We start from the raw sequence: 20,170 nt of genomic DNA on the forward strand, positions 1-20,170 counted from the left end.
ACGACAACGCAGTTTCGAGGATTCAGCGCGTGGACGGTAATTTCGATATCTTGTTGCAACAGGTCCTCAACGGCCTGGTGCTGGGCAGTATCTATGCCCTGGTAGCCCTGGGCTACACCATGGTCTACGGCATCATCGGCCTGATCAACTTCGCCCATGGCGAGGTGGTGATGGTCGGCGCCATGGTGACCATTTCGGTACTGACGATGCTCGCCGGTGCAGGCTTTGCGCCCGGCATCATCACCTTGCTGCTGGCGATCATGGCTGCCGTGGTGGTGTGCATGCTGCTGGCTCAGGGCATGGAAAAGTACGCCTACCGGCCCTTGCGCAAAGCCCCGCGGCTGACCCCGCTGATTCTTGCCATCGGCATTTCCATTGCCCTGCAGAACCTGGCGATGATGATCTGGGGGCGCGGCTACAAAACCTTCCCCGAGGTGGTCGAAACCCAGCCGGTGGATGTGTTCGGCGCCACCATCACCAATGTGCAGCTGTCGATCATGCTGATTGCCGTGGTGATCATGCTTGGCCTGTGGCTGCTGGTGGACAAGACCCGCCTGGGCAAGGCCATGCGCGCCACCGCGCAAAACCAGGAAGTGGCCGGGTTGATGGGTATCAACATCAACCGGGTGATCAGCGCCACCTTCCTCATCGGCGCCAGCCTGGGCGCCATTGCCGGCGTCATGCGCGCCGTCAACTACGGCCAGGCGGACGCCTACATGGGCCTGTTGCTGGGCCTGAAGGCGTTCTCGGCCGCGGTGCTGGGTGGCATTGGCAACCTGTTCGGCGCCATGGCCGGTGGCCTGCTGCTGGGGCTGATCGAATCGCTGGCGGCGGGGTATACCGGGCAGCTCACCGGTGGCTTCCTGGGTGCCAACTACCAGGACATCTTTGCCTTTGCGGTGTTGATCCTGGTCTTGCTGTTCCGGCCAAACGGCCTGCTTGGCGAACGCCAGGCCGACCGTGCCTGAGGAGCCCGCGATGAAAAACCTCAAGACCCAATACCTGCTGTTGATCCTCGGCTTCATTGCCTTGCCGTTCATCATCGAGGCCATCCCGATGCTGGGCCCCACCTGGGTGCGCATTCTTGGCTTTGCCATGCTTTACGTGCTGTTGGCGCTAGGCCTGAACATCGTCATTGGTTATGCCGGCCTGCTCGACATGGGCTACATCGGCTTCTATGCCATTGGTGCCTACCTGTATGCGTTGCTGGCCTCGCCGCACCTGCAACTGGCGGGGCTGACGCAAATGGTGATGGACTGGCCGCTGTGGGTGATCATTCCGCTGGCGGCGATTGCGGCTGCCATCTGCGGGGTGTTGATCGGGGCGCCGGTGCTCAAGCTGCGCGGTGACTACCTGGCCATCGTCACCCTGGGCTTCGGCGAAATCATCCGCATTTTCATGAACAACCTGGACCAGCCGGTGAACATCACCAATGGCCCCCAGGGCATCAGCAGCATCGCACCGCTGCATGTGGACGGCGGGGCATGGATGCATCTGCCGGGCGAGGGCGCGGCGCCGCTGTTGTCTTTGCAGCAAAGCTGGAGCCTGTTTGGCCTGCAAGTATCGCCGGTGATCAGCTACTACCTGTTCTTCCTGTTCATCGTCATCCTTTGCATCGTTTTGTCCAAACGCCTGGAAGTGTCGCGCATCGGCCGCGCCTGGATGGCCCTGCGCGAGGATGAAGTGGCGGCCGAGGCCATGGGCCTGAACAAGCGCAACCTCAAGCTGCTGGCGTTTGCCATGGGCGCAACCTTTGGTGGCGTATCCGGTGTGCTGTTCTCCAGCTACCAGGGCTTTGTCAGCCCTGAGTCGTTCACCCTGATGGAATCGATCATGGTCCTGGCCATGGTGGTGCTCGGCGGCATGGGCTCGATCCGCGGCGTGGTGCTGGGGGCGCTGATCCTGTCGGTGATGCCAGAGCTGTTCCGCGACCTGGTCAACTGGATTCAGCCTTGGGTGATGGACAACGTCACCTTCATCAGCCGCGACATCCTGCGCAACGTGCTAGATGCCTCGACCCTGCGCATGCTGGTGTTCGGCCTGGCGCTGATCCTGGTCATGCGTTTTCGCCCTGAAGGCCTGTGGCCGTCAGACCGCCGCCGTGCCGAACTGCACGACAGCGACCCGGAGCTTGCGCCGGTGCCGGCAGCACTCAGCACTACAGTGCAGGCGCCGGCCACCGAGGCCTCCTTCGAATACCCGGCCAAACAGGCGGACAAAGCATGAGCGACGTACTTCTCGAACTGCATCAGGTGAGCAAGTTCTTTGGTGGCCTGCAGGCGCTGCACGGCATCGACCTGAGCATTCGTCGCGGTGAGATCCGCGGCCTGCTCGGCCCTAACGGCGCGGGCAAGACCACCTTGTTCAACGTGCTCACAGGCTTGTACAAGGCCGAGCAGGGGCGGGTGATGTTCGACGGCAAACCGCTGCGCATCAGCAAACCGCACAAGGTGGTGGAGGCCGGTATTTCGCGCACCTTCCAGAACATCCGCCTGTTCCACAACATGACCGCCCTGGAGAACGTGATGATCGGCCGCCACGTGCGCACCCGCAGTGGTGTGTTCGGCGCCATCCTGCGCACCCCGGCTTGTGTGCGTGAAGAGCGCGAGATCCGCCAGGCCGCCCGTTACTGGCTGAATTACGTTGGTATCGGCCACCTGGCCGGTGAGCTGGCCAAGAGCCTGTCCTACGGTGACCAGCGCCGCCTGGAAATCGCCAGGGCCCTGGCAACCGAGCCCAAGCTGATTGCCCTGGACGAGCCGGCAGCGGGCATGAATGCCTCGGAAACCGAAGGCCTGCGCCAACTGATGTGCAAAATGCAGGCTGATGGCAAGACGGTGCTGTTGATCGAGCACGACGTGAAGCTGGTTATGGGCCTTTGCGACCACATCACGGTGCTCGAATTCGGCCGCAAGATCGCCGACGGCTTGCCGGCGGATGTGCGCAAGGACCCCAAAGTGATCGAGGCGTACCTGGGCGCGGAGGCTGTGGCATGAGCAACATTCTGGAAGTGAATGATCTGAAGGTGTCCTATGGCGCGATCCAGGCGATCAAGGGCATCGACCTCAAAGTGGGCCAGGGCGAGATGGTGGCGCTGATCGGTGCCAACGGTGCCGGCAAGACTACCACCCTGAAGACCCTGGCCGGGCTGCTGAAGCCCAGCGACGGCAACATCACCTTCGATGGCAAGGCCCACGCGGTGATCAAAAGCCATGACCTGATTCGCGAAGGCCTGGCACTGGTGCCAGAAGGGCGGGGCATTTTCCCCAAGCTGACCGTGCACGAAAACCTTGAGATGGGCGCCTTTACCCGGCGTGACGGCAAGGACGCCATTGGCGCCGACATCGAGCGCATGTACGGCATCTTCCCGCGGTTGAAGGAGCGTGCATATCAGCTGGCCGGGACCATGTCGGGCGGGGAGCAGCAGATGCTGGCCATTTCCCGTGCGCTGATGGGCCGCCCCAAGCTGTTGCTGCTCGATGAGCCGTCCATGGGCTTGGCGCCGATCATCGTGCAGAAAATCTTCGAGACCATCGTCGAGGTGGTCAAGGGTGGCGTGACCCTGTTGCTGGTGGAGCAGAACGCCCGGCTTGCGCTGCAGACCTGCCAGCGCGCCTACGTCATCGATGGTGGGCGCATCACCCTGGAAGGGTGTGCAAAGACGCTGCTGCACGACGATCAAGTGAAAAAGGCCTACCTCGGCGAATAACCCCCGAGGCCCCAGCAAGCACATTTGAAGTATTTATCTGGAGATATGCAGTGAGCGATATCGAGCGTTATGGGTTCGACACCCGTATTCACCATGCCGTCAAACACAATGGTGTTGTGTACCTGACCGGCCAGGTTGCCACACCCGGCGAGTCCGCTGCGGCGCAAACCCGTGAAGTGCTGGCCAAGATTGACCGCCTGCTGGCCGAGGCGGGCAGCGACAAGACCCGCATCCTGAATGCCATTTTGCTGTTGGACGATTTCCGTGACTTCGATGAGGTGAACAAGGTGTGGGACGCCTGGCTGGTGAAAGAGCACGCACCTGCACGCTCCAGTGCCCAGGCGCGCCTGGCCAAGCCCGGCATGCTGGTTGAAATCATCATCACCGCCGCAGCTTGAAGCGCGCCTGACAATGCGCCCCGCACGTTTACAGTCACTGCGATCCACCGGGTTTCGCCGAACACAATGATAAGAAGGCTCGCCGCAGCCCGTGCTGCGGCGAAGCTGATCGAAGGTTTCAGATGACGTCGTCCCAACCGAAAAAACAACGTTCCCTCCAGCATGGCCTGACTTCTCGCCAGGTCTCGATGATTTCCATCGCCGGCATCATTGGTGCCGGTTTGTTCATTGGCTCTTCCAACGCCATTGCCTCCGCTGGCCCCGCCATCCTCATCTCCTACGCCATGACCGGGCTGCTGGTGCTGCTGGTGATGCGCATGCTGGGCGAGATGGCCGTGGCCAACCCCAACAGCGGGTCCTTTTCCACCTATGCCGGCGAGGCCATCGGGCCGTGGGCCGGGTTTACCATCGGCTGGCTGTACTGGTGGTTCTGGGTGCTGATCATCCCCGTCGAGGCCATTGCCGGCGCGGATATCCTGCACGCCTGGTTCCCGTCGATCCCTTCCTGGCTGTTCGCGTTCCTGATCATGGCGGTGCTGGCATGCAGCAACCTGGTCAGCGTGAAAAACTTCGGTGAGTTCGAGTTCTGGTTCGCCCTGGTCAAGGTGCTGGCGATCATCGGTTTCATCGTGGTGGGTGGCATGGCTGTGTTCGGTGCCTGGCCGCTGGCCAAGGTGTCCGGCGTCAGCCAGCTGTGGGCCAATGGCGGCTTTGTGCCCAACGGTTGGGGGGCGGTACTGGGTGGCGTGCTGATTACCATCTTCTGCTTCTTCGGCGCAGAGGTGGTCACCATCGCAGCCGGCGAAACGTCCAACCCGAAGGAGAAGATCCGCCGCGCCACCAACCTGGTGGTGTACCGCATTGCCATTTTCTACCTGGCGTCGATCTTCCTGGTGGTGTCGCTGGTTGCCTGGAATGACCCGGCGTTGAAAACGGTGGGGTCGTTCCAGCGGGTGCTGGAAGTGCTCAACGTGCCCGGCGCCAAACTGATGGTCGACCTGGTGGTGCTGGTGGCGGTAACCAGTTGCATGAACTCCGGGCTGTATACCGCTTCACGCATGCTGTATTCGCTGGGCGCGCGCGGTGAAGCGTTGCCGATTACCCGGCGTGTATCGGGCAGCGGTGTGCCGGTGGCGGCGGTGCTGTTGTCGACGCTGGCGGGGTTCGCGGGTTGCCTGGTGAACTATGTGTTCCCGGGGAAGGTGTTCAGCTTCTTGCTGTCGACCACAGGCTCCATTGCCTTGCTGGTTTACCTGGTGATTGCCGTGTCCCAGCTGCGCATGCGCGCACGGGCCGAGCGTGAAGGTACTGAGTTGGCGTTCAAGATGTGGTTGTTCCCATGGCTGACCTGGCTGGTCATTGGTGCCATCTTGCTGGTGCTGGGGTATATGCTGGTCAGTGATGCCTACCGTTATGAGGCCTTGATGACGGCGGGGGTGACCGGGTTCATCCTGCTGGTGTGTGTGACCCGGCGGCAGCTGGGCATGGCGGGCAGGGTGGTGTACGGGGATTGAGACCCTGGGGCCGCTCTGCGGCCCATCGCGACACAAGGCCGCTCCTACAGGGGTACGCGATCCCTGTAGGAGCGGCCTTGTGTCGCGATGGGGCGCGAAGCGGCCCCAAAAAACCTAAGTGTGCGGCACGCTCCGGGCATTTGCACCGCCCGCATACTCAGGCTTCAAATGCCCTTGCTCATCCAGCAGGTAAGCATCCATCACCTCCCGCACCACCGGCCCCGCCACGCGTCCCCCAGCCTCACCGTTCTCGATCATTACCGCCACCACCACACTCGGGTGGTCAGCCGGGGCAAAGCCCACAAACAGGGCATTATCGCGGTGCCGTTCCAGGGTCTTGTTGCGGTTGTAACGCTCACCCTGCTTGATCGCCACGACCTGCGCGGTGCCACTCTTGCCGGCAATCCGGTACTGCGCACCCGCCGCCGCCGCACGGGCGATACCGCGCGGGTCGTGCATGACCATCTGCATGCCCTGGCTGACCTGGTCCCAGGCGTGTTTGTCGTGCAGCACGATGTTGGGCATCGGGTTGGGGTCGACCGGCGCAGCGCCGCCCACGGTCATGGCCAGGTGCGGGCGGTGCCACACACCTTTGCTTGCCAGCAGGCTGGTGGCCTGGGCCAGTTGCAGCGGGGTGACCTGCATGTAGCCCTGGCCGATGCCCAGGATCAGTGTCTCCCCCGGGAACCAGGCCTGGCGCCGGGTGGCGCGCTTCCACTGGGCTGACGGCATCAGCCCGGACGCTTCTTCGAACATGTCCAGCGACACCTTCTGGCCCAGGCCGAATTCGGCCATGTAGTCGTGCAGGCGGTCGATGCCCAGCTTGTGTGCCAGGTCGTAGAAATAGGTGTCGTTGGAACGCATGATGGCGGTGTACATGTCCACCCAACCATCGCCGCTGCGGTTCCAGTTGCGGTACTTGTGGTCATAGTTGGGCAGCTCGTAATAGCCCGGGTCGAACACCCGGCTCCCCGGGGTAATCACGCCGCTGTCGAGGCCGGCAATGGCCACTTCCGGCTTTACCGTCGAGCCTGGGGCATACAGGCCGCGCAGTACGCGGTTGAACAGCGGGCGGTCGATGGAGTCGCGCAGCTCGGCGTATTGCTTGAAGCTGATGCCCTTGACGAACAGGTTGGGGTCGAAGCTGGGGTTGCTGACCATCGCCAGCACATCGCCATTGGCCGGGTCCAGCACCACCACCGAGCCACGGCGGTCGCCCAGCGCCTTTTCCGCGGCCACCTGCAAGTGCGCGTCCAGGGTCAGGACAATGTCTTGCCCGGGTGTCGGGTCTTTGTGGTTGAGCACGCGCATCACCCGGCCCTGGGCGTTGGTCTCGACCTCCTCATAGCCTACGTGGCCGTGCAGCTGGCTTTCGTAGAAGTGCTCGATACCGGTCTTGCCGATGGACTGGGTGCCGCGGTACTCGGTGCTGTCGAGGGCCTTGGCTTCTTTCTCGTTGATACGCCCCACATAGCCCACCGAGTGGGCGAAATGCCCGGCCAGCGGGTACTCACGGATGAACTGCGGCTCCACCTCCAGGCCCGGCAGGCGGAACTGGTTCACCGCCACCAGGGCAATCTGCTCTTCGCTCAGGCCCACCATCAGGGTTACCGGTTCGAAGGGCTTGCGGCCACGGCGCAGGTCTTTGTCGAACTGCTTGCGGTCGTCCTCGGTCAGGCCCAGTACCTGGGTCAGGGTGTCGAGTACCTTGGCCGAATCACCGCCGGCCCGCTCGCGGGTCATGGTCAGGTCGAAGCTGGGTTTGTTGTCGGCCAGCACCACACCGTTGCGGTCGTAGATCAGCCCGCGTTCGGGGGCGATGGGCAGCACGTGTACGCGGTTGTTTTCCGATACCGCGGTTTGCTGGTCATGCTGCAGCACCTGCAATACATACAGCCGCCCCACCAGCACGGCACACAGGCTGAACACCAGGGCGGCGCAGGCCAGGAGCCGGCGGTTGACCAGGTGCTTTTCCTTTTCGTGGTCCTTGAGGGGGATGGGTTGTGGCATTGGTAGCTCTTTTCTGCAGCTATCGCGGTGGCTGTACGGGCGCGCGATCGGGCCGGGGATGCTACGCAACACCTACCGCAGCCTCAAGGCGGGTGATGGTTGCCGGTGGGGCGGCAGTGGCTGTCTGCCGCGTATTCAGGGCGCTGGCGGCGAACATGAAGATTTGTTCATGGCGGCGCTGTCATGGAGGGAAAGGCCTGATGCATTGTATTTTTTGTGGATCCATGAAATGTAAGTGTTCGATAAACGAACAGAAGTTGAATGAGATGCTAATTTTGTAACTGGCTGAATATTATCAATAAATACTTATTATCTTTGATTTATCACATCTTGGATGCGTGTTACCTACCGCTTGGATAAGCGTCCCTTGTTGTTTGTGGATCCATTATCTGGTTGATTAGCGCCTGACAACGGCCGGAGCCCTCCAGCCGTATGCGATAACAATTACAAAAAGGGTCCAAGTCATGAATGGCTATCCAGGGGCACGGAACCGTCGACGTTCCCTCCGCTTTGCCTGCGCGTGCGCATCTGTCCTTCCACCTTTGGCCAGCCTGGGCCAGCAGGTGACGCCATGAATACCGATCTCAAGCAACGCCTGGACAACGACCCGATGGGCCGTTTCCAGTGCCTGGCCATTGGTATTTGCATTGTCCTCAACATGATCGATGGCTTCGACGTGCTGGTAATGGCCTTCACCGCCGCCTCGGTGTCTGCCGAGTGGGGCCTGAACGGCGCGCAGGTGGGGCTGCTGCTTAGCGCCGGCCTGTTCGGCATGGCGGCCGGGTCGTTGTTCATTGCTCCGTGGGCCGACCGCTTTGGTCGGCGCCCGCTGATCCTGTTGTGCCTGGCGCTTTCCGGCATCGGCATGCTGCTCTCGGCCATGAGCCAGACCCCGTTGCAACTGGCGCTGCTGCGTGGCCTGACCGGGCTGGGCATCGGCGGCATCCTGGCCAGCAGCAACGTGATTGCCAGTGAATATGCCAGCAAGCGCTGGCGTGGCCTGGCGGTGAGCCTGCAATCAACCGGTTATGCCCTGGGCGCGACGCTGGGCGGTTTGCTGGCGGTGTGGTTGCTGGGGCATTGGGGCTGGCGCTCGGTGTTCCTGTTTGGCGGCGTTGTCACTGTGCTGGTGATCCCGCTGGTGCTGCTGTGGTTGCCTGAGTCGCTGGACTTCCTGCTGGCGCGCCGCCCGGCCAATGCACTGGCGCGGGTCAACCGCCTGGCTATGCGCCTCGGTCAGCCGGCCCTCGCGCAGCTGCCGACAGCCACTGCCAGGGCGCAGGGCGCTGCCAGCGGCTTCCGGCAACTGCTGGCACCGGCCATGCGCCGTACCACGCTGGTGATCTGGCTGCTGTTCTTCCTGGTCATGTTCGGCTTCTACTTTGTCATGAGCTGGACGCCCAAGCTGCTGGTGGCCGCCGGCCTGTCGGCCCAGCAGGGCATCACCGGCGGGGTGCTGTTGAGTGTCGGCGGCATCCTTGGCGCGGCGTTGATCGGTGGCCTGTCCTCGCGCTGGCCACTCACGCGTGTGCTGGCGTTGTTCATGCTGATCACGGCGGCGTTGCTGGTGCTGTTCGTGGCCAATGGCGCTTCGGTCAGTGCCGCCCTGGCACTGGGGCTGCTGATCGGGTTGTTCTCCAACGGTTGCGTGGCCGGCCTGTATGCACTGTCGCCTGTGGTCTATGACGCCTCGGTACGCGCCACCGGCGTGGGCTGGGGCATTGGCATCGGCCGCATGGGCGCCATCCTTTCGCCGACCGTGGCCGGTGTGTTGCTGGATGGCGGCTGGCAACCCCTGCACCTGTACGGGGTGTTCGCCAGTGTCTTCGTGCTGGCCGCAGGCTGCTTGCTGCTGCTTCGGCCAATGGCCAGGCCAACACCCGTTGCACCTGCCGAAGCACTGAGCCAGTAAGTGCCGCCCGGCCTGGCCGGGTACCTGAATGCAGTTTGCCGCCGCAGGCCCATGTTGGCCTGCGGCGGCCGGCTGCGCCTATGAAAAGCGGAGAACAATAATAATGCTGCACACAACCTGCACACCGGCCCGTTCGGCCCTGGCGGTATCGCTGGCGCTTGGCCTGGGCTTGCCTGCCTGGGCCGGGGAGGGCGGCTTCCTGGAGGATGCCAAGGCCGGGCTGACCCTGCGCAACTACTACTTCAACCGCGATTTCCGTGACCCGGGGGCGGCCAAGGGCAAGGTCGAAGAGTGGGCCCAGGGTTTCATTTTCAAGTTCAGTTCTGGCTACACCCCTGGGCTGATCGGTGTTGGCCTGGACGGCATCGCCATGTTCGGTGTGAAGCTGGACAGCGGCCGTGGCGCCAGCGGTTCCGAACTGCTGCCGGTGCACGATGACGGGCGTGCGGCCGACGATTATGGGCGCGCCGGGCTGGCGGCGAAGGTACGCATTTCGGCCACTGAGCTGAAGGTGGGTGAACTGCTGCCGGACATTCCATTGCTGCGTTACGACGATGGCCGCCTGTTGCCGCAGACATTCCGTGGCGCGATGCTGGACTCGCGGGAGATCGAAGGCCTGAGCCTGCAAGCCGGCCAATACCGCGAGGTAAGCTTGCGCAACTCGTCCGACATGCAGGACCTTTCTGCCTGGGCTGCGCCCGGTGTGACCTCGGACGGTTTCACCTATGCCGGCGCCGAATACCGCTTCAACCAGCAGCGCACGCTGATCGGCGCCTGGCATTCGCAGCTTGAAGATATCTACCAGCAAAGCTACTTCAACCTTCTGCATAGCCAGCGGGTAGGTGGGTGGACGCTAGGCGCCAACCTGGGCTATTTCATCGACCGGGACGACGGCCAGGCCCGCATCGGCCATATCCAGAGCCGCACCGGCTATGCATTGCTCTCGGCCTCGCACAGTGGCCACACGCTGTACCTGGGGTTGCAGAAGGTGAGTGGCGACAGCCAGTGGATGTCGGTGTACGGCAGCAGCGGCCGGACATTGGGCAACGACATGTTCAACGGCAATTTCAGCAACGCTGACGAGCGCTCGTGGCAAGCCCGATACGACTACAACTTTGCTGCGCTGGGTATACCAGGGCTGCTGGCCATGGTGCGTTATGGGCATGGGGAGAATGCCACCACCGCGGCAGGCCGCAATGGCAAGGAATGGGAGCGCGATACCGAGGTGAACTACACCTTCCAGAGTGGGGTGTTGAAGGACCTTAACATCCGCCTGAACAACGCGACCAACCGGCGCAGTTTCAACAGCGATTTTGATCAGACCCGGTTGATTGTGAGCTACCCGCTGTCTCTATAAAAGCTTGCACCGCGTCGCCTTCTTCGCGGGCGCGCCCGCTCCCACAGGGTCCAGGCTTACCCTGGGTTACCCGCGATCCTGTGGGAGCGGGCTTGTCGAGGCGTCGAACCGCCGCGAACACCGGCGCAGCCGGTGCCATGCACCCCGCCATACGCTAAGATGCCCGCTCATGTCCCTGGAAGTAGCCCGGATGAGCAAGCCTGGTCAAATGGTGCTGGTCGCGTTGCGCAAGATGATCGCCTCGGGCGAGCTGGCGGCCGGCGAGCGCTTGATGGAAGTCCCCACTGCTGAACTGTTCGGTGTGTCACGCATGCCCGTGCGCATGGCGTTTCGCACCCTTGAGCAGGAAGGCCTGCTGGTACGCTTTGGTGGCCGGGGCTTCCAGGTGCGCTCGGTCAGTGCCGATGACATCGCCGGTGCAGTCGAGGTGCGCGGCGTACTGGAAGGCCTGGCTGCCCGCCAGGCCGCAGAGCGTGGCCTGTCAGCCCAAGCCCGCGAGGCGCTGCAACGCTGCCTGGTCGAAGGCGACCAGCTGTTCGACAAAGGCTTTGTCACCGAAGAAGACCTGCAGGCCTACCACGACCTCAACATGCGCTTTCACCAGGTCATCATCGAGGCCAGCCGCAACCCGGCCATTGCAGACGCCTTGGCGCGTAACGACCACCTGCCATTCGCTTCGGTCACCGCCCTGGCAGTGGACCGCCACAACCTGGCCCGCGAATATCGGCGTTTCAACTTTGCGCACATGCAGCATCACGCGGCATTCGATGCCCTGGTCAACCGCCAGGGCGCCCGTGCCGAAGCCATCATGCGCGAGCACGCCAACGCCACCCTGCGCTATGCCGAAACCTTTGGTGGGGCAACGGTGGAAGAGGGCATGAAGGTCATCCTGCCCTCGTCGTAGGCCGGTTCAGATATCCAGCACCAACAGCGGCGTTCTGGAGCGCGAGCAGCAGGGCGTGAACTGATCGTTCAGCGCTTGTTCCTCTTCGGTCAGGAACATGTCGCGATGATCCGGCGTGCCTTGCAGCACGCGCGTCAGGCAAGTGCCGCAAATGCCCTGTTCGCATGACATGGCGATCTCGATACCGTTCTGTTCCAGCACCTGCACCACCGTCTGGTCGGCTGGCACCTCGAACACCTGGCCGGTGCTGCCGACCTGTACCGAAAAGCTGCCATCGTTGCTGGCATCCACGGGTGCTGCGGCAAAGTACTCCCGGTGCAGGCAAGCCTCCTGCCAGCCCAGGCCTCTGGCACTGTCCAGCACATGCTGCATGAAGCCACCCGGCCCGCACACGTACAGGTGTACATCCTGCTGTGGGTCAGCCAGTACCCGTGCAATGTCCAGGGCCGTTTCCGGTTGCTCGTCAAAATGCACGAACAGGCGGTCGGCGAAAGGTGCCTTGCGAATGCGCTCGACAAAGGCAGCACGCTCACTTGAGCGGGCGCAGTAGTGCAGTTCGAAATCCCCACCGCGTTGTGCCAGGTGTTCGGCCATGCACAGGATCGGGGTAATCCCGATACCTCCGGCAAACAGCACACTGCGCCGCGCCCCTTCCGCCAGCGGGAACAGGTTGCGTGGCGCGCTGATACGCAGGCGCGCGCCGGCCTGCACCTGCTCGTGCAAGCTGCGTGAGCCACCCCGCGAGGCCGGGTCGTTGAGCACGCCGATCAGGTAGCGGTGGCGCTCTTCGGGGTGGTTGCACAAGGAATACTGGCGCACCAGCCCGTCAGGCAGGTGCACATCGATATGCGCCCCCGCGCTGAACGCCGGCAGCAGGCTGCCATCCGCTGCTGCCAGTTCGAAGCTGCAAATGCCCTGCGCCTCATCGTTACGGGAAACCACTACGGCATCGATCATGTCGGTTTCTCCTCAGGCAGGGGTGGCGCTGGTGGCGATCAGTTGCGGCTGCGGCGCACGCTCTTTGGCGATGATCCGCTCCAGGATCTTGCGCGACTGCACGCCACCGGCATCGATGTTCAGCTTCAGCAGGTTGCGCTCGGGGTAGGCCAGCAGGTTCTTTTGTTGAAGCTCCAGCATCTCCAGGTCTTCGCTGAAAATCTTGCCCTGGCCTTCACGGATGTTGTCGGTCAACGCCTGGTCTTGCGCCGCGAAGTTGCGCGCCATGCCCCAGAAGTACCAGATCGAGGTGTCGCTTTCCGGCGTGATGAAGTCCACCACGATGCTCGACGCCTTGTGCTGCGCATCCGCGTGGTAGCCACCCTTGCCGGCATGCGCCACGCCTACCTCGATCAGCACGTGGCTGGGCGGGGTGAAGCGGCAGATCTGCCAGCGGTCCACCGGCACATCGTCGGCCAGCCCGTTGCCACGCAAGGCCATGCGCCAGAAGGGCGGGGCCATGATGTTTTCCATGTGCCGGGCAGTCACCACCTCGTCGCCGGTAACGGTGGTGACTGGTGGCGCTTCGTCGATTTCCTTCTGGCCGATGCTGGAGGCGTGCACGTAGGTTTCGTGGGTCAGGTCCATCAGGTTGTCGATCATCAGGCGGTAGTCGCAGCCGATATGGAACAGCCCACCGCCGTAGGCCCACTCATCGTTGACTGCCCATTCCAGATGCGGGATCAGCGCCGGGTCGGCCTGCGCCTGGTCGCCGGGCCAGACCCAGATGAAGCCATAGCGCTCGACGGCGGCAAAGGTTTTGTTGCAGGGGAAACCCCGTACCCGCTGGCCCGGCATCGACACAGTCTTGCCATCGCAGCCCATCACCAGGCCGTGGTAGCCGCATACCAAGTTGCCGTCCTCGACATAGCCCAGCGACAACGGTGCGCCGCGGTGTGGGCAGAAGTCCTCTACGGCGGCTACGCGGTTCTCGTGGCTGCGGTAGAACACGATCTTCTCGCCGCATATCTGCCGGCCCAGGGGCTTGGTGGCGATTTCGTCGGGGGTGCAGGCTACGTACCAGGTGTTTTTGGGGTACATGGGGGGAGGCTCTCCGGGGTTTTGTTTTTATTTAATGGATCCATTAGAGCCGTCGCCAATGTACTTGGTCAATCGTAAAATCCAACCTACCTGATGTTGTGGGCGATTATCGGATCATCTATGGATCCATTGTTGGGGCGTTACCATGGTCTTCCTTACCGCCTTTGACCCGTACCTTCCCGAACCTGCTATTCCTAAACAGACCCACCACCCACCAAGGCCCATCGATGCTCGCCATCGAAAACCTCCACAAATCTTTCCCCACCCCCCAAGGCCCGCTCCCGGTACTACAGGGCGTCAACCTGCACCTGGCCCGCGGCAGCAGCCTGGCGCTGATGGGCGAGTCGGGCAGCGGCAAGAGCACCTTGCTGCACCTGGTCGCCGGCCTGGACCGTGCCGACAGTGGCCGCATCCTGATCGATGGCACGCCGTTCGACAGCCGCTCGGAAGCCGCGTTGGCGCAGTGGCGGCGAGAGGGCATTGGCCTGGTGTTCCAGCAATACAACCTGATCAGCAGCCTGGACGTGGCGGCAAACCTCGCATTCCAGGCAAGGCTGGCCGGCCGGCATGACCGGCGTTGGTTGGCCTACCTGGCAGAGCGCCTGGGCCTGGCGGATTTGCTGGGGCGCTATCCGGAACAGTTGTCCGGCGGCCAGCAGCAGCGGGTCGCCATCGGCCGTGCGTTGGCCGGGCGCCCGGCGTGGCTACTGGCTGATGAGCCTACCGGCAGCCTTGACGAAGCCAGCAGTGATGAGGTGCTGAGCCTGCTGCTGCAACTGGTCGCCGAGGCCGGCAGTGGTGTGCTGATGGTGACCCATAGCCCACGGCTGGCGGCACGCTTGCAGCAGCGTTGCTACCTGCAAGCCGGCCGCATTCAGCCAGGGCAGGGCTGATGAGGCTTTTATCGCTGGCCGTGTTGGCGTTGCTCAGCCATTGGCGGCGCCATCGGGTGCAGTTTGTCAGCATATTTACCGGGCTGTGGCTGGCCACGGCGCTGTGGACGGGCGTACAGGCGCTGAACAGCCAGGCACGCAGTGACTATGCCCGGGCCAGTGCCGTACTCGCAGGGCCGATGCAGGCGCAACTGCTGCCGCGCAATGGCGAGCGCTTCGACCAGGGGTTGTATGTGCAGTTGCGCAGGCAGGGGTGGGCTGTGACACCGGTACTGGAGGGGCGCCTGCGCTTGCCGGGTGAACCGGCACGTAGCATGCGGCTGATCGGCATCGAACCCTTGAGCCTGCCGCCGGCCAGCAGCATTGCGGGCGTGCAGCCGCAAGCATTCGATTTGCAGGCATTCATCGGCTCACCCGGGCAAGCCTGGGTAGGGCCGGATACCTGGCGCCAATTGGGCGCAGGTCCACTGCGCGACAGCGAAGGGCAACAGCTTCCCCCCTTGGTGCTTCAACCTGCGCTGGCGCCCGGTGTAATGATTGTCGACATCGGCCATGCCCAGCGCTTGCTGCACGCGCCAGGGCAGTTGTCGCGGTTGCTGCTGGCCGGCGCGCCGGGGCCGCTGCCCGCTGCGATCGCGCCCTTGCTCGAATTACAGCCGCCGCAGGACGAGGGTGGCTTGCAGCGGCTGACCGACAGTTTTCACCTCAACCTGACCGCCCTTGGCCTGCTGGCGTTCGTTGTTGGCCTGTTCATCGCTCATGCCGCCATCGGCCTGGCACTGGAGCAGCGCCGTGGCCTGATCCGCAACCTGCGTGCCTGTGGGGTGAGCTTGAAAACCCTGCTGTGTGCCTTGATGCTGGAGCTGGGCCTGTTCGCCGTGCTGGGTGGGTTGGCCGGTGTGGTCAGTGGGTATGGGCTGGCCGCGTGGTTGTTGCCTGATGTGGCCGCCAGCTTGCGTGGCCTCTATGGCGCCCAGGTTGCCGGCACGCTGAACTTGCCCGCAGGCTGGTGGCTGACGGGTGTACTGGTGAGCGTGCTGGGTGCATTGCTGGCAGGGTTTGGCAGCGTGTTGCGTGCAGCCCGGCTGCCATTAATGGCATTGGCACAACCTCAGGCCTGGCGGTTGGCGCAGGGGCCGTGGTTGAGGCGCCAGGCCTGCGTAGCGGGTTTTCTATTGCTGCTGGCGTTGGCCTGTGGCGCGCTGGGTAACAGCCTGACCAGCGCGTTTGCCATGCTGGCTGGGCTATTGCTGGCGGCGGCGCTGTTGTTGCCGGCGTTGCTCGACCGGGTGCTGGGTGTTTTGACGCGGTATTGCCAGCGTCCCTTGGCACAATGGTTTGTCGCCGATTGCCGCCAGCAACTGCCGGCCCTGAGCCTTGCGCTTATGGCCCTGTTACTGGCACTGGCGGCCAGTGTTGGCGTGGGCAGCATGACCGAGGGCTTTCGCAAGACGTTTATTGGCTGGCTGGACATGCGCCTGTCTGCCGACCTGTATGTCACCCCCCGGGATACTGCCCAAGGTTTGCAGATTGCCGAATGGCTCGGCCAGCAACCTACCGTGAGCACGGTGTTGCCTGGCTGGCGTGTTGAAACCCGATTACAGGGTTGGCCGGTGCAGGTCCAGGGCATCGTCGATCACCCCATCTACCTGAAACGTTGGCCGTTGCTTGAGCAGCAGCCTCACGCCTGGGCGCAACTGGCCAGCGGGCAGGCCGTGATGCTCAGTGAGCAATTGGCCAGGCGCTTGAAGCTGCATCTGGGCGACCGCCTGGCGCTGCCTTCGCAGGCCATGACGGTGGTCGGGATCTATGCCGACTACGGCAACCCGAAGGGCCATGTGCTGGTGAATGCCGGTTGGTTGCGTGCTCATTGGCCACAGGCGATGCTGAACGGGTTGAGCGTTGATCTGCCCGCCGACCAGGTGGCCGTCACCAAGGCTGCATTGCAACAGCACTTCGGCCTGGACGACAGCCGCGTGGTAGAGCAGGCACGCCTGAAAGGCTGGTCTACCGACGTGTTCAACCGTACCTTCGCCGCCACAGCCGCGCTGAACAGCCTCACGCTTGGCGTGGCCGGCGTGGCGCTGTTCATCAACCTGCTGACGTTGGGCCAGACCCGGCTGCACCAGCTGGCACCACTGTGGGCGCTGGGCGTGCCGCGCAGGCGGCTGGTGTGGCTGAGCCTGGGGCAAACGCTGATGCTAAGCAGCTTCACGGTATTGCTGGCCATCCCGTTGGGGGTGTTGCTGGCCTGGTGCCTGGTGGCGGTGGTCAATGTGCAGGCGTTCGGCTGGCGCTTGCCGCTCTACGTGTTCCCTGCGCAACTGGTGCAGCTGGCTGTGCTGGGCCTGTTTACCAGCCTGCTGGCCAGCGCCTGGCCGTTGTGGCAACTGGCGCGCGGCCAGCCCCGCGAACTGTTGAGGCCGTTTGCCGATGAAGCGTAGTGCGTGGTGGTTACTGTGCGGCCTGCTCAGTGCCTGTGACCAACCGGCACCACAAGGCTATGCCGGGCTTGGGCAGCAGGCAGGCGGGTTCAACCAGGTCACCCGCGAGCATCGCCTGGCGTTCCCGCGTGACCACGGCCCGCACGAGGGTTTTCGCATCGAGTGGTGGTACGTCACCGCCAACCTCAAGGATGCCCAAGGCCGTGACTGGGGGGCGCAGTGGACGCTGTTCCGCTCGGCACTGCGCACCGGCCCGGAAACCGCCGACTGGAACAGCCCGAACGTGTGGATGGGGCACGCGGCTTTGACCGGCCCGGGTGGGCACCAGTCTGGCGAAACCCTGGCGCGCGGTGGTATCGGCCAGGCCGGTGTGCAGACCCAGCCGTTCCGGGCGTGGATCAATGACTGGGCGTTGCAGGGCGGGGCTGGCATCGAGCGTTTGCACATGGTCGCCGGGGGCGCAGGTTTTCGCTACGACTTGCGGCTGGGCAGTGATCGGCCCTTGGTGCTGCATGGCGATCAGGGCTACAGCGAGAAGTCCGGCAAGGGGCAGGCCTCTTACTATTACAGCCAGCCGTTTTACCGTGTGCGCGGGGAAGTGGAGCGTGATGGCATGTGCATCGCGGTCACGGGCCAGGCCTGGCTCGATCGTGAATGGAGCAGTCAGCCGCTGGCCGCCGGGCAAACGGGTTGGGACTGGTTTTCGCTTCATCTGGACAGTGGTGCCAAGCTGATGCTGTTCCAGGTGCGAGAGGCGCAGGGTGAGGCGTATCGGGCGGGTACCTGGATGGGGCCGCAGGGTGAGGTTGTAGCGCTTGAAGCGGTGCAGATCCAGATGCACGCACTGGCCTGGGTAACTCAAAAAAATGGCAAGCGGGTGCCGACACGTTGGCGGGTACAGGTACCGGAGCATGGTGTGGATTTGCAAGTTGACGCAGTGCAACCCCAGGCATGGATGGATACGCGATTTCCGTACTGGGAAGGGCCGGTGCGGTTGACAGGGAGTACGGGTGGGCGCGGGTATCTGGAGATGACGGGGTATTAACCTTCGCCCCTGTCTGCTGCTGGAGACACATCTCTCCAGCGAGTCGTACATTCTGTGGGAGCGGGTTTACCCGCGAAGCAAGCAACGCGGTGCATGGCATGGGCTGCGGCGGTGTTCGTGGGTGAACATACACAGAGATCGCATCAGGGCTGACAGGGGTTGGCCTCGGCATGTTCAGCGTCTGTGAGACCGAGCGCCGCCCGCGCGGCGCATCGCGAGCAAGCTCGCTCCTACATTTGTTTCGGGCCAATCATTCCTGTGGGATTTGCGCGCGAACGCTTTGGCGCATGGCTCGATATCGCGTCGTACGAACAAGGCGGTCGCGCGCACCTGGCACAGGTGTTACTGGCCCGAAACAAATGTAGGAGCGAGCTTGCTCGCGATGCGCCGCGCGGGCGGCGCTCGATCTCACAGGCGCTGAAGATGCCATGGCGAGCACCCGGCAACCCACAGTTCAGTCCTTGACCAGCCCTCGCAGCACCGTCCGAGCCTCTTCTGTGCGCAAGCACTCGATAAACAACCGGCTTTCCCGCGCCACCGTCGCCTCCAGCTCGGCCCGCTGGCTGTCCTTGAGCAACTGTTTGCTGATGCGCAGTGCCGCCTGCGGGTAACTTTGCAGCTGCCGTGCCACCCGCTGTGCAGCAGCCAGGCACTGTTCGCCATCCTCATGCAGTTCATTGGCCAACCCCCAGGCCACCATCTGTTCGCCATTCAGCAGCTCGTTGCCCAGTAGCAGGCGGGCCGCACGGGCCTGGCCGAGCATGCGCGGCAGCAGCAGGCTGGAGCCGAACTCCGGGCACACACCCAGCGGTGCGAAAGGCATGCGCAACCTGGTTGAGCGGCTGACCAGCACCTGGTCGCAATGCAACAACAAGGTGGCACCAATGCCGATGGCCGCGCCACTGACCGCCGCGATCAGCGGCTTGTCCAGCCCCATGACCACCCGCATCAGGCGAAACACCGGGCTGTCCAGGTCGTTGGGCGGGTTGTCGAGAAAGTCGCGCAGGTCGTTGCCAGCGGTGAAGCATTGCGGCCCACCGGTGATGATGATGGCCTCTACGTTCGGGTCTTCACTGGCCGCCAACAGCAGGTCGCCCAGTTGCTGGTACATGGCCGTGTTCAGGGCATTGAGCTTGTCGGGGCGGTTGAAAGCCAGGGTCAGCAGGCCTTGGTCCAGTTCGCGTGTGATCGGGTCGTTCATGGCAGCCGCTTTTATTGTTGTGGGCAGGGCATGGGTTTATCACGCAGTCCTGCTTGTTGTACAGTCGTTCAGTCCAGCCTTGAACCGAGAGCCGTCGATGAACCAGGAAGCCCGCTACCACCGCATGCTGCCGCAATTGCGCAAAGCCAACCTGGTCGAAGCGACCCTGGTGTGCCTCAAGCGCCATGGCTTTCAGGGCGCTTCGATTCGCAAGATCTCGGCCGAGGCGGGGGTTTCGGTCGGGCTGATCAGCCACCACTACGCCGGCAAGGACGAACTGGTGGCCGAGGCCTACCTGGCCGTTACCGGCCGGGTGATGGGCCTGTTGCGCGAAGCCATGGCCCAGGCTGCGCCCAATGCCCGCGAGCGGTTGTCGGCGTTTTTTCGCGCGTCCTTCTGCGCAGAATTGCTCGACCCGCAACTGCTTGACGCCTGGCTGGCGTTCTGGGGGGCTGTGAAAACCGCTGATGCCATCAACCAGGTGCATGACCATTCCTATGGCGAGTACCGCAAGGAACTCAGCCAGCTGCTGGCCGAACTGGCCACGGATGAGGGCTGGCAGGGCTTCGACGCCGACCTCGCCGCCATCAGCCTCAGCGCCTTGCTCGACGGCCTGTGGCTGGAGTCGGGGCTCAACCCCGGCACCTTCACCCCCGAGCAGGGCGTGATTATCTGCGAGGCCTGGGTCGATGGCCTGCAAGCCGGCGGTCGGCGCCGCTTCAGCCTGCCCGAGGGCTGTTGATCGC

The 20,170-nt window shown here is 63.4% G+C and carries 17 protein-coding genes; 13 read left to right on the forward strand and 4 right to left on the reverse strand.

Features of this window, described 5'->3' with window-relative positions; translation table 11 throughout:
- Window positions 1–29 precede the first annotated feature (29 nt).
- The 6 genes from ACQKPZ_RS04490 (at window position 30) to ACQKPZ_RS04515 (ending at window position 5,621) form a co-directional block, all read left to right on the forward strand.
- Window positions 30–968 (forward strand): branched-chain amino acid ABC transporter permease, encoded by a 939-nt coding sequence (locus tag ACQKPZ_RS04490; protein ID WP_201205212.1) that lies wholly within the window; start codon window positions 30–32, stop codon window positions 966–968.
- Window positions 969–978: 10 nt separating this feature from the next.
- Entirely contained in the window at window positions 979–2,226 is a 1,248-nt protein-coding gene (locus ACQKPZ_RS04495; protein ID WP_427535800.1) for an ABC transporter permease subunit, read from the forward strand.
- Window positions 2,223–2,996 carry an ABC transporter ATP-binding protein gene (locus tag ACQKPZ_RS04500; protein WP_391129837.1) on the forward strand — a complete coding sequence of 258 codons (774 nt, stop codon included), beginning with the start codon at window positions 2,223–2,225 and terminating at the stop codon, window positions 2,994–2,996. Before ACQKPZ_RS04495 ends, ACQKPZ_RS04500 begins: the two co-directional genes overlap by 4 nt.
- Window positions 2,993–3,709 (forward strand): ABC transporter ATP-binding protein, encoded by a 717-nt coding sequence (locus ACQKPZ_RS04505; protein ID WP_427535801.1) that lies wholly within the window; start codon window positions 2,993–2,995, stop codon window positions 3,707–3,709. Before ACQKPZ_RS04500 ends, ACQKPZ_RS04505 begins: the two co-directional genes overlap by 4 nt.
- A 50-nt stretch (window positions 3,710–3,759) precedes the next feature.
- Window positions 3,760–4,107: a RidA family protein gene (locus tag ACQKPZ_RS04510; RefSeq protein ID WP_300022126.1), complete on the forward strand. Its 348-nt coding sequence runs from the start codon at window positions 3,760–3,762 to the stop codon at window positions 4,105–4,107.
- Between the two features lie 122 nt (window positions 4,108–4,229).
- Window positions 4,230–5,621: an amino acid permease gene (locus ACQKPZ_RS04515; RefSeq protein WP_427535802.1), complete on the forward strand. Its 1,392-nt coding sequence runs from the start codon at window positions 4,230–4,232 to the stop codon at window positions 5,619–5,621.
- A 114-nt stretch (window positions 5,622–5,735) separates the two neighbouring features.
- Here ACQKPZ_RS04515 and mrdA read toward each other — a convergent pair whose 3' ends face one another.
- On the reverse strand, window positions 5,736–7,631 hold the full coding sequence (gene mrdA, locus ACQKPZ_RS04520; RefSeq protein ID WP_427535803.1) for a penicillin-binding protein 2: 1,896 nt from the start codon (window positions 7,629–7,631) through the stop codon (window positions 5,736–5,738).
- 571 nt (window positions 7,632–8,202) lie between these two features.
- On the opposite strand from mrdA, the gene ACQKPZ_RS04525 reads away from it, so the two are divergent.
- From ACQKPZ_RS04525 to ACQKPZ_RS04535, 3 genes are all read left to right on the forward strand, one after another.
- Window positions 8,203–9,543, forward strand: a complete 1,341-nt coding sequence (locus ACQKPZ_RS04525) for an MFS transporter (protein ID WP_427535804.1) — start codon at window positions 8,203–8,205, stop codon at window positions 9,541–9,543.
- Window positions 9,544–9,646: 103 nt separating this feature from the next.
- Window positions 9,647–10,900: an OprD family porin gene (locus ACQKPZ_RS04530; protein ID WP_427535805.1), complete on the forward strand. Its 1,254-nt coding sequence runs from the start codon at window positions 9,647–9,649 to the stop codon at window positions 10,898–10,900.
- Window positions 10,901–11,090: 190 nt separating this feature from the next.
- Window positions 11,091–11,804, forward strand: coding sequence for a GntR family transcriptional regulator (locus ACQKPZ_RS04535; RefSeq protein WP_427535806.1), 714 nt, complete (start codon window positions 11,091–11,093; stop codon window positions 11,802–11,804).
- Between the two features lie 6 nt (window positions 11,805–11,810).
- Here the strand turns inward: ACQKPZ_RS04535 and ACQKPZ_RS04540 are convergent, their stop codons facing one another.
- Together ACQKPZ_RS04540 and ACQKPZ_RS04545 are read right to left on the reverse strand one after the other, a co-directional pair.
- Window positions 11,811–12,761, reverse strand: a complete 951-nt coding sequence (locus ACQKPZ_RS04540; protein ID WP_427535807.1) for a PDR/VanB family oxidoreductase — start codon at window positions 12,759–12,761, stop codon at window positions 11,811–11,813.
- A 12-nt stretch (window positions 12,762–12,773) separates the two neighbouring features.
- Window positions 12,774–13,841, reverse strand: a complete 1,068-nt coding sequence (locus ACQKPZ_RS04545; protein ID WP_391129815.1) for a Rieske 2Fe-2S domain-containing protein — start codon at window positions 13,839–13,841, stop codon at window positions 12,774–12,776.
- Between the two features lie 227 nt (window positions 13,842–14,068).
- Here ACQKPZ_RS04545 and ACQKPZ_RS04550 point away from each other — a divergent pair, with 227 nt between their 5' ends.
- From ACQKPZ_RS04550 to ACQKPZ_RS04560, 3 genes are read left to right on the forward strand one after another with little or no spacing between them, the layout of a single operon-like run.
- Entirely contained in the window at window positions 14,069–14,734 is a 666-nt protein-coding gene (locus tag ACQKPZ_RS04550; RefSeq protein WP_427535808.1) for an ABC transporter ATP-binding protein, read from the forward strand.
- Window positions 14,734–17,178, forward strand: coding sequence for an FtsX-like permease family protein (locus tag ACQKPZ_RS04555; protein ID WP_427535809.1), 2,445 nt, complete (start codon window positions 14,734–14,736; stop codon window positions 17,176–17,178). Before ACQKPZ_RS04550 ends, ACQKPZ_RS04555 begins: the two co-directional genes overlap by 1 nt.
- Window positions 17,168–18,223 (forward strand): lipocalin-like domain-containing protein, encoded by a 1,056-nt coding sequence (locus ACQKPZ_RS04560; protein WP_427535810.1) that lies wholly within the window; start codon window positions 17,168–17,170, stop codon window positions 18,221–18,223. The genes ACQKPZ_RS04555 and ACQKPZ_RS04560 overlap by 11 nt, the downstream gene beginning before the upstream one ends.
- Window positions 18,224–18,677: 454 nt before the next feature.
- Here ACQKPZ_RS04560 and ACQKPZ_RS04565 read toward each other — a convergent pair whose 3' ends face one another.
- Window positions 18,678–19,424: an enoyl-CoA hydratase-related protein gene (locus ACQKPZ_RS04565; protein ID WP_427535811.1), complete on the reverse strand. Its 747-nt coding sequence runs from the start codon at window positions 19,422–19,424 to the stop codon at window positions 18,678–18,680.
- Between the two features lie 97 nt (window positions 19,425–19,521).
- On the opposite strand from ACQKPZ_RS04565, the gene ACQKPZ_RS04570 reads away from it, so the two are divergent.
- On the forward strand, window positions 19,522–20,166 hold the full coding sequence (locus ACQKPZ_RS04570; RefSeq protein WP_391129797.1) for a TetR family transcriptional regulator C-terminal domain-containing protein: 645 nt from the start codon (window positions 19,522–19,524) through the stop codon (window positions 20,164–20,166).
- The last annotated feature ends 4 nt before the right edge of the window (window positions 20,167–20,170 follow it).

The sequence above is a fragment of the Pseudomonas sp. NPDC089547 genome, from assembly GCF_050280665.1.
Classification (GTDB): Bacteria; Pseudomonadota; Gammaproteobacteria; order Pseudomonadales; family Pseudomonadaceae; genus Aquipseudomonas.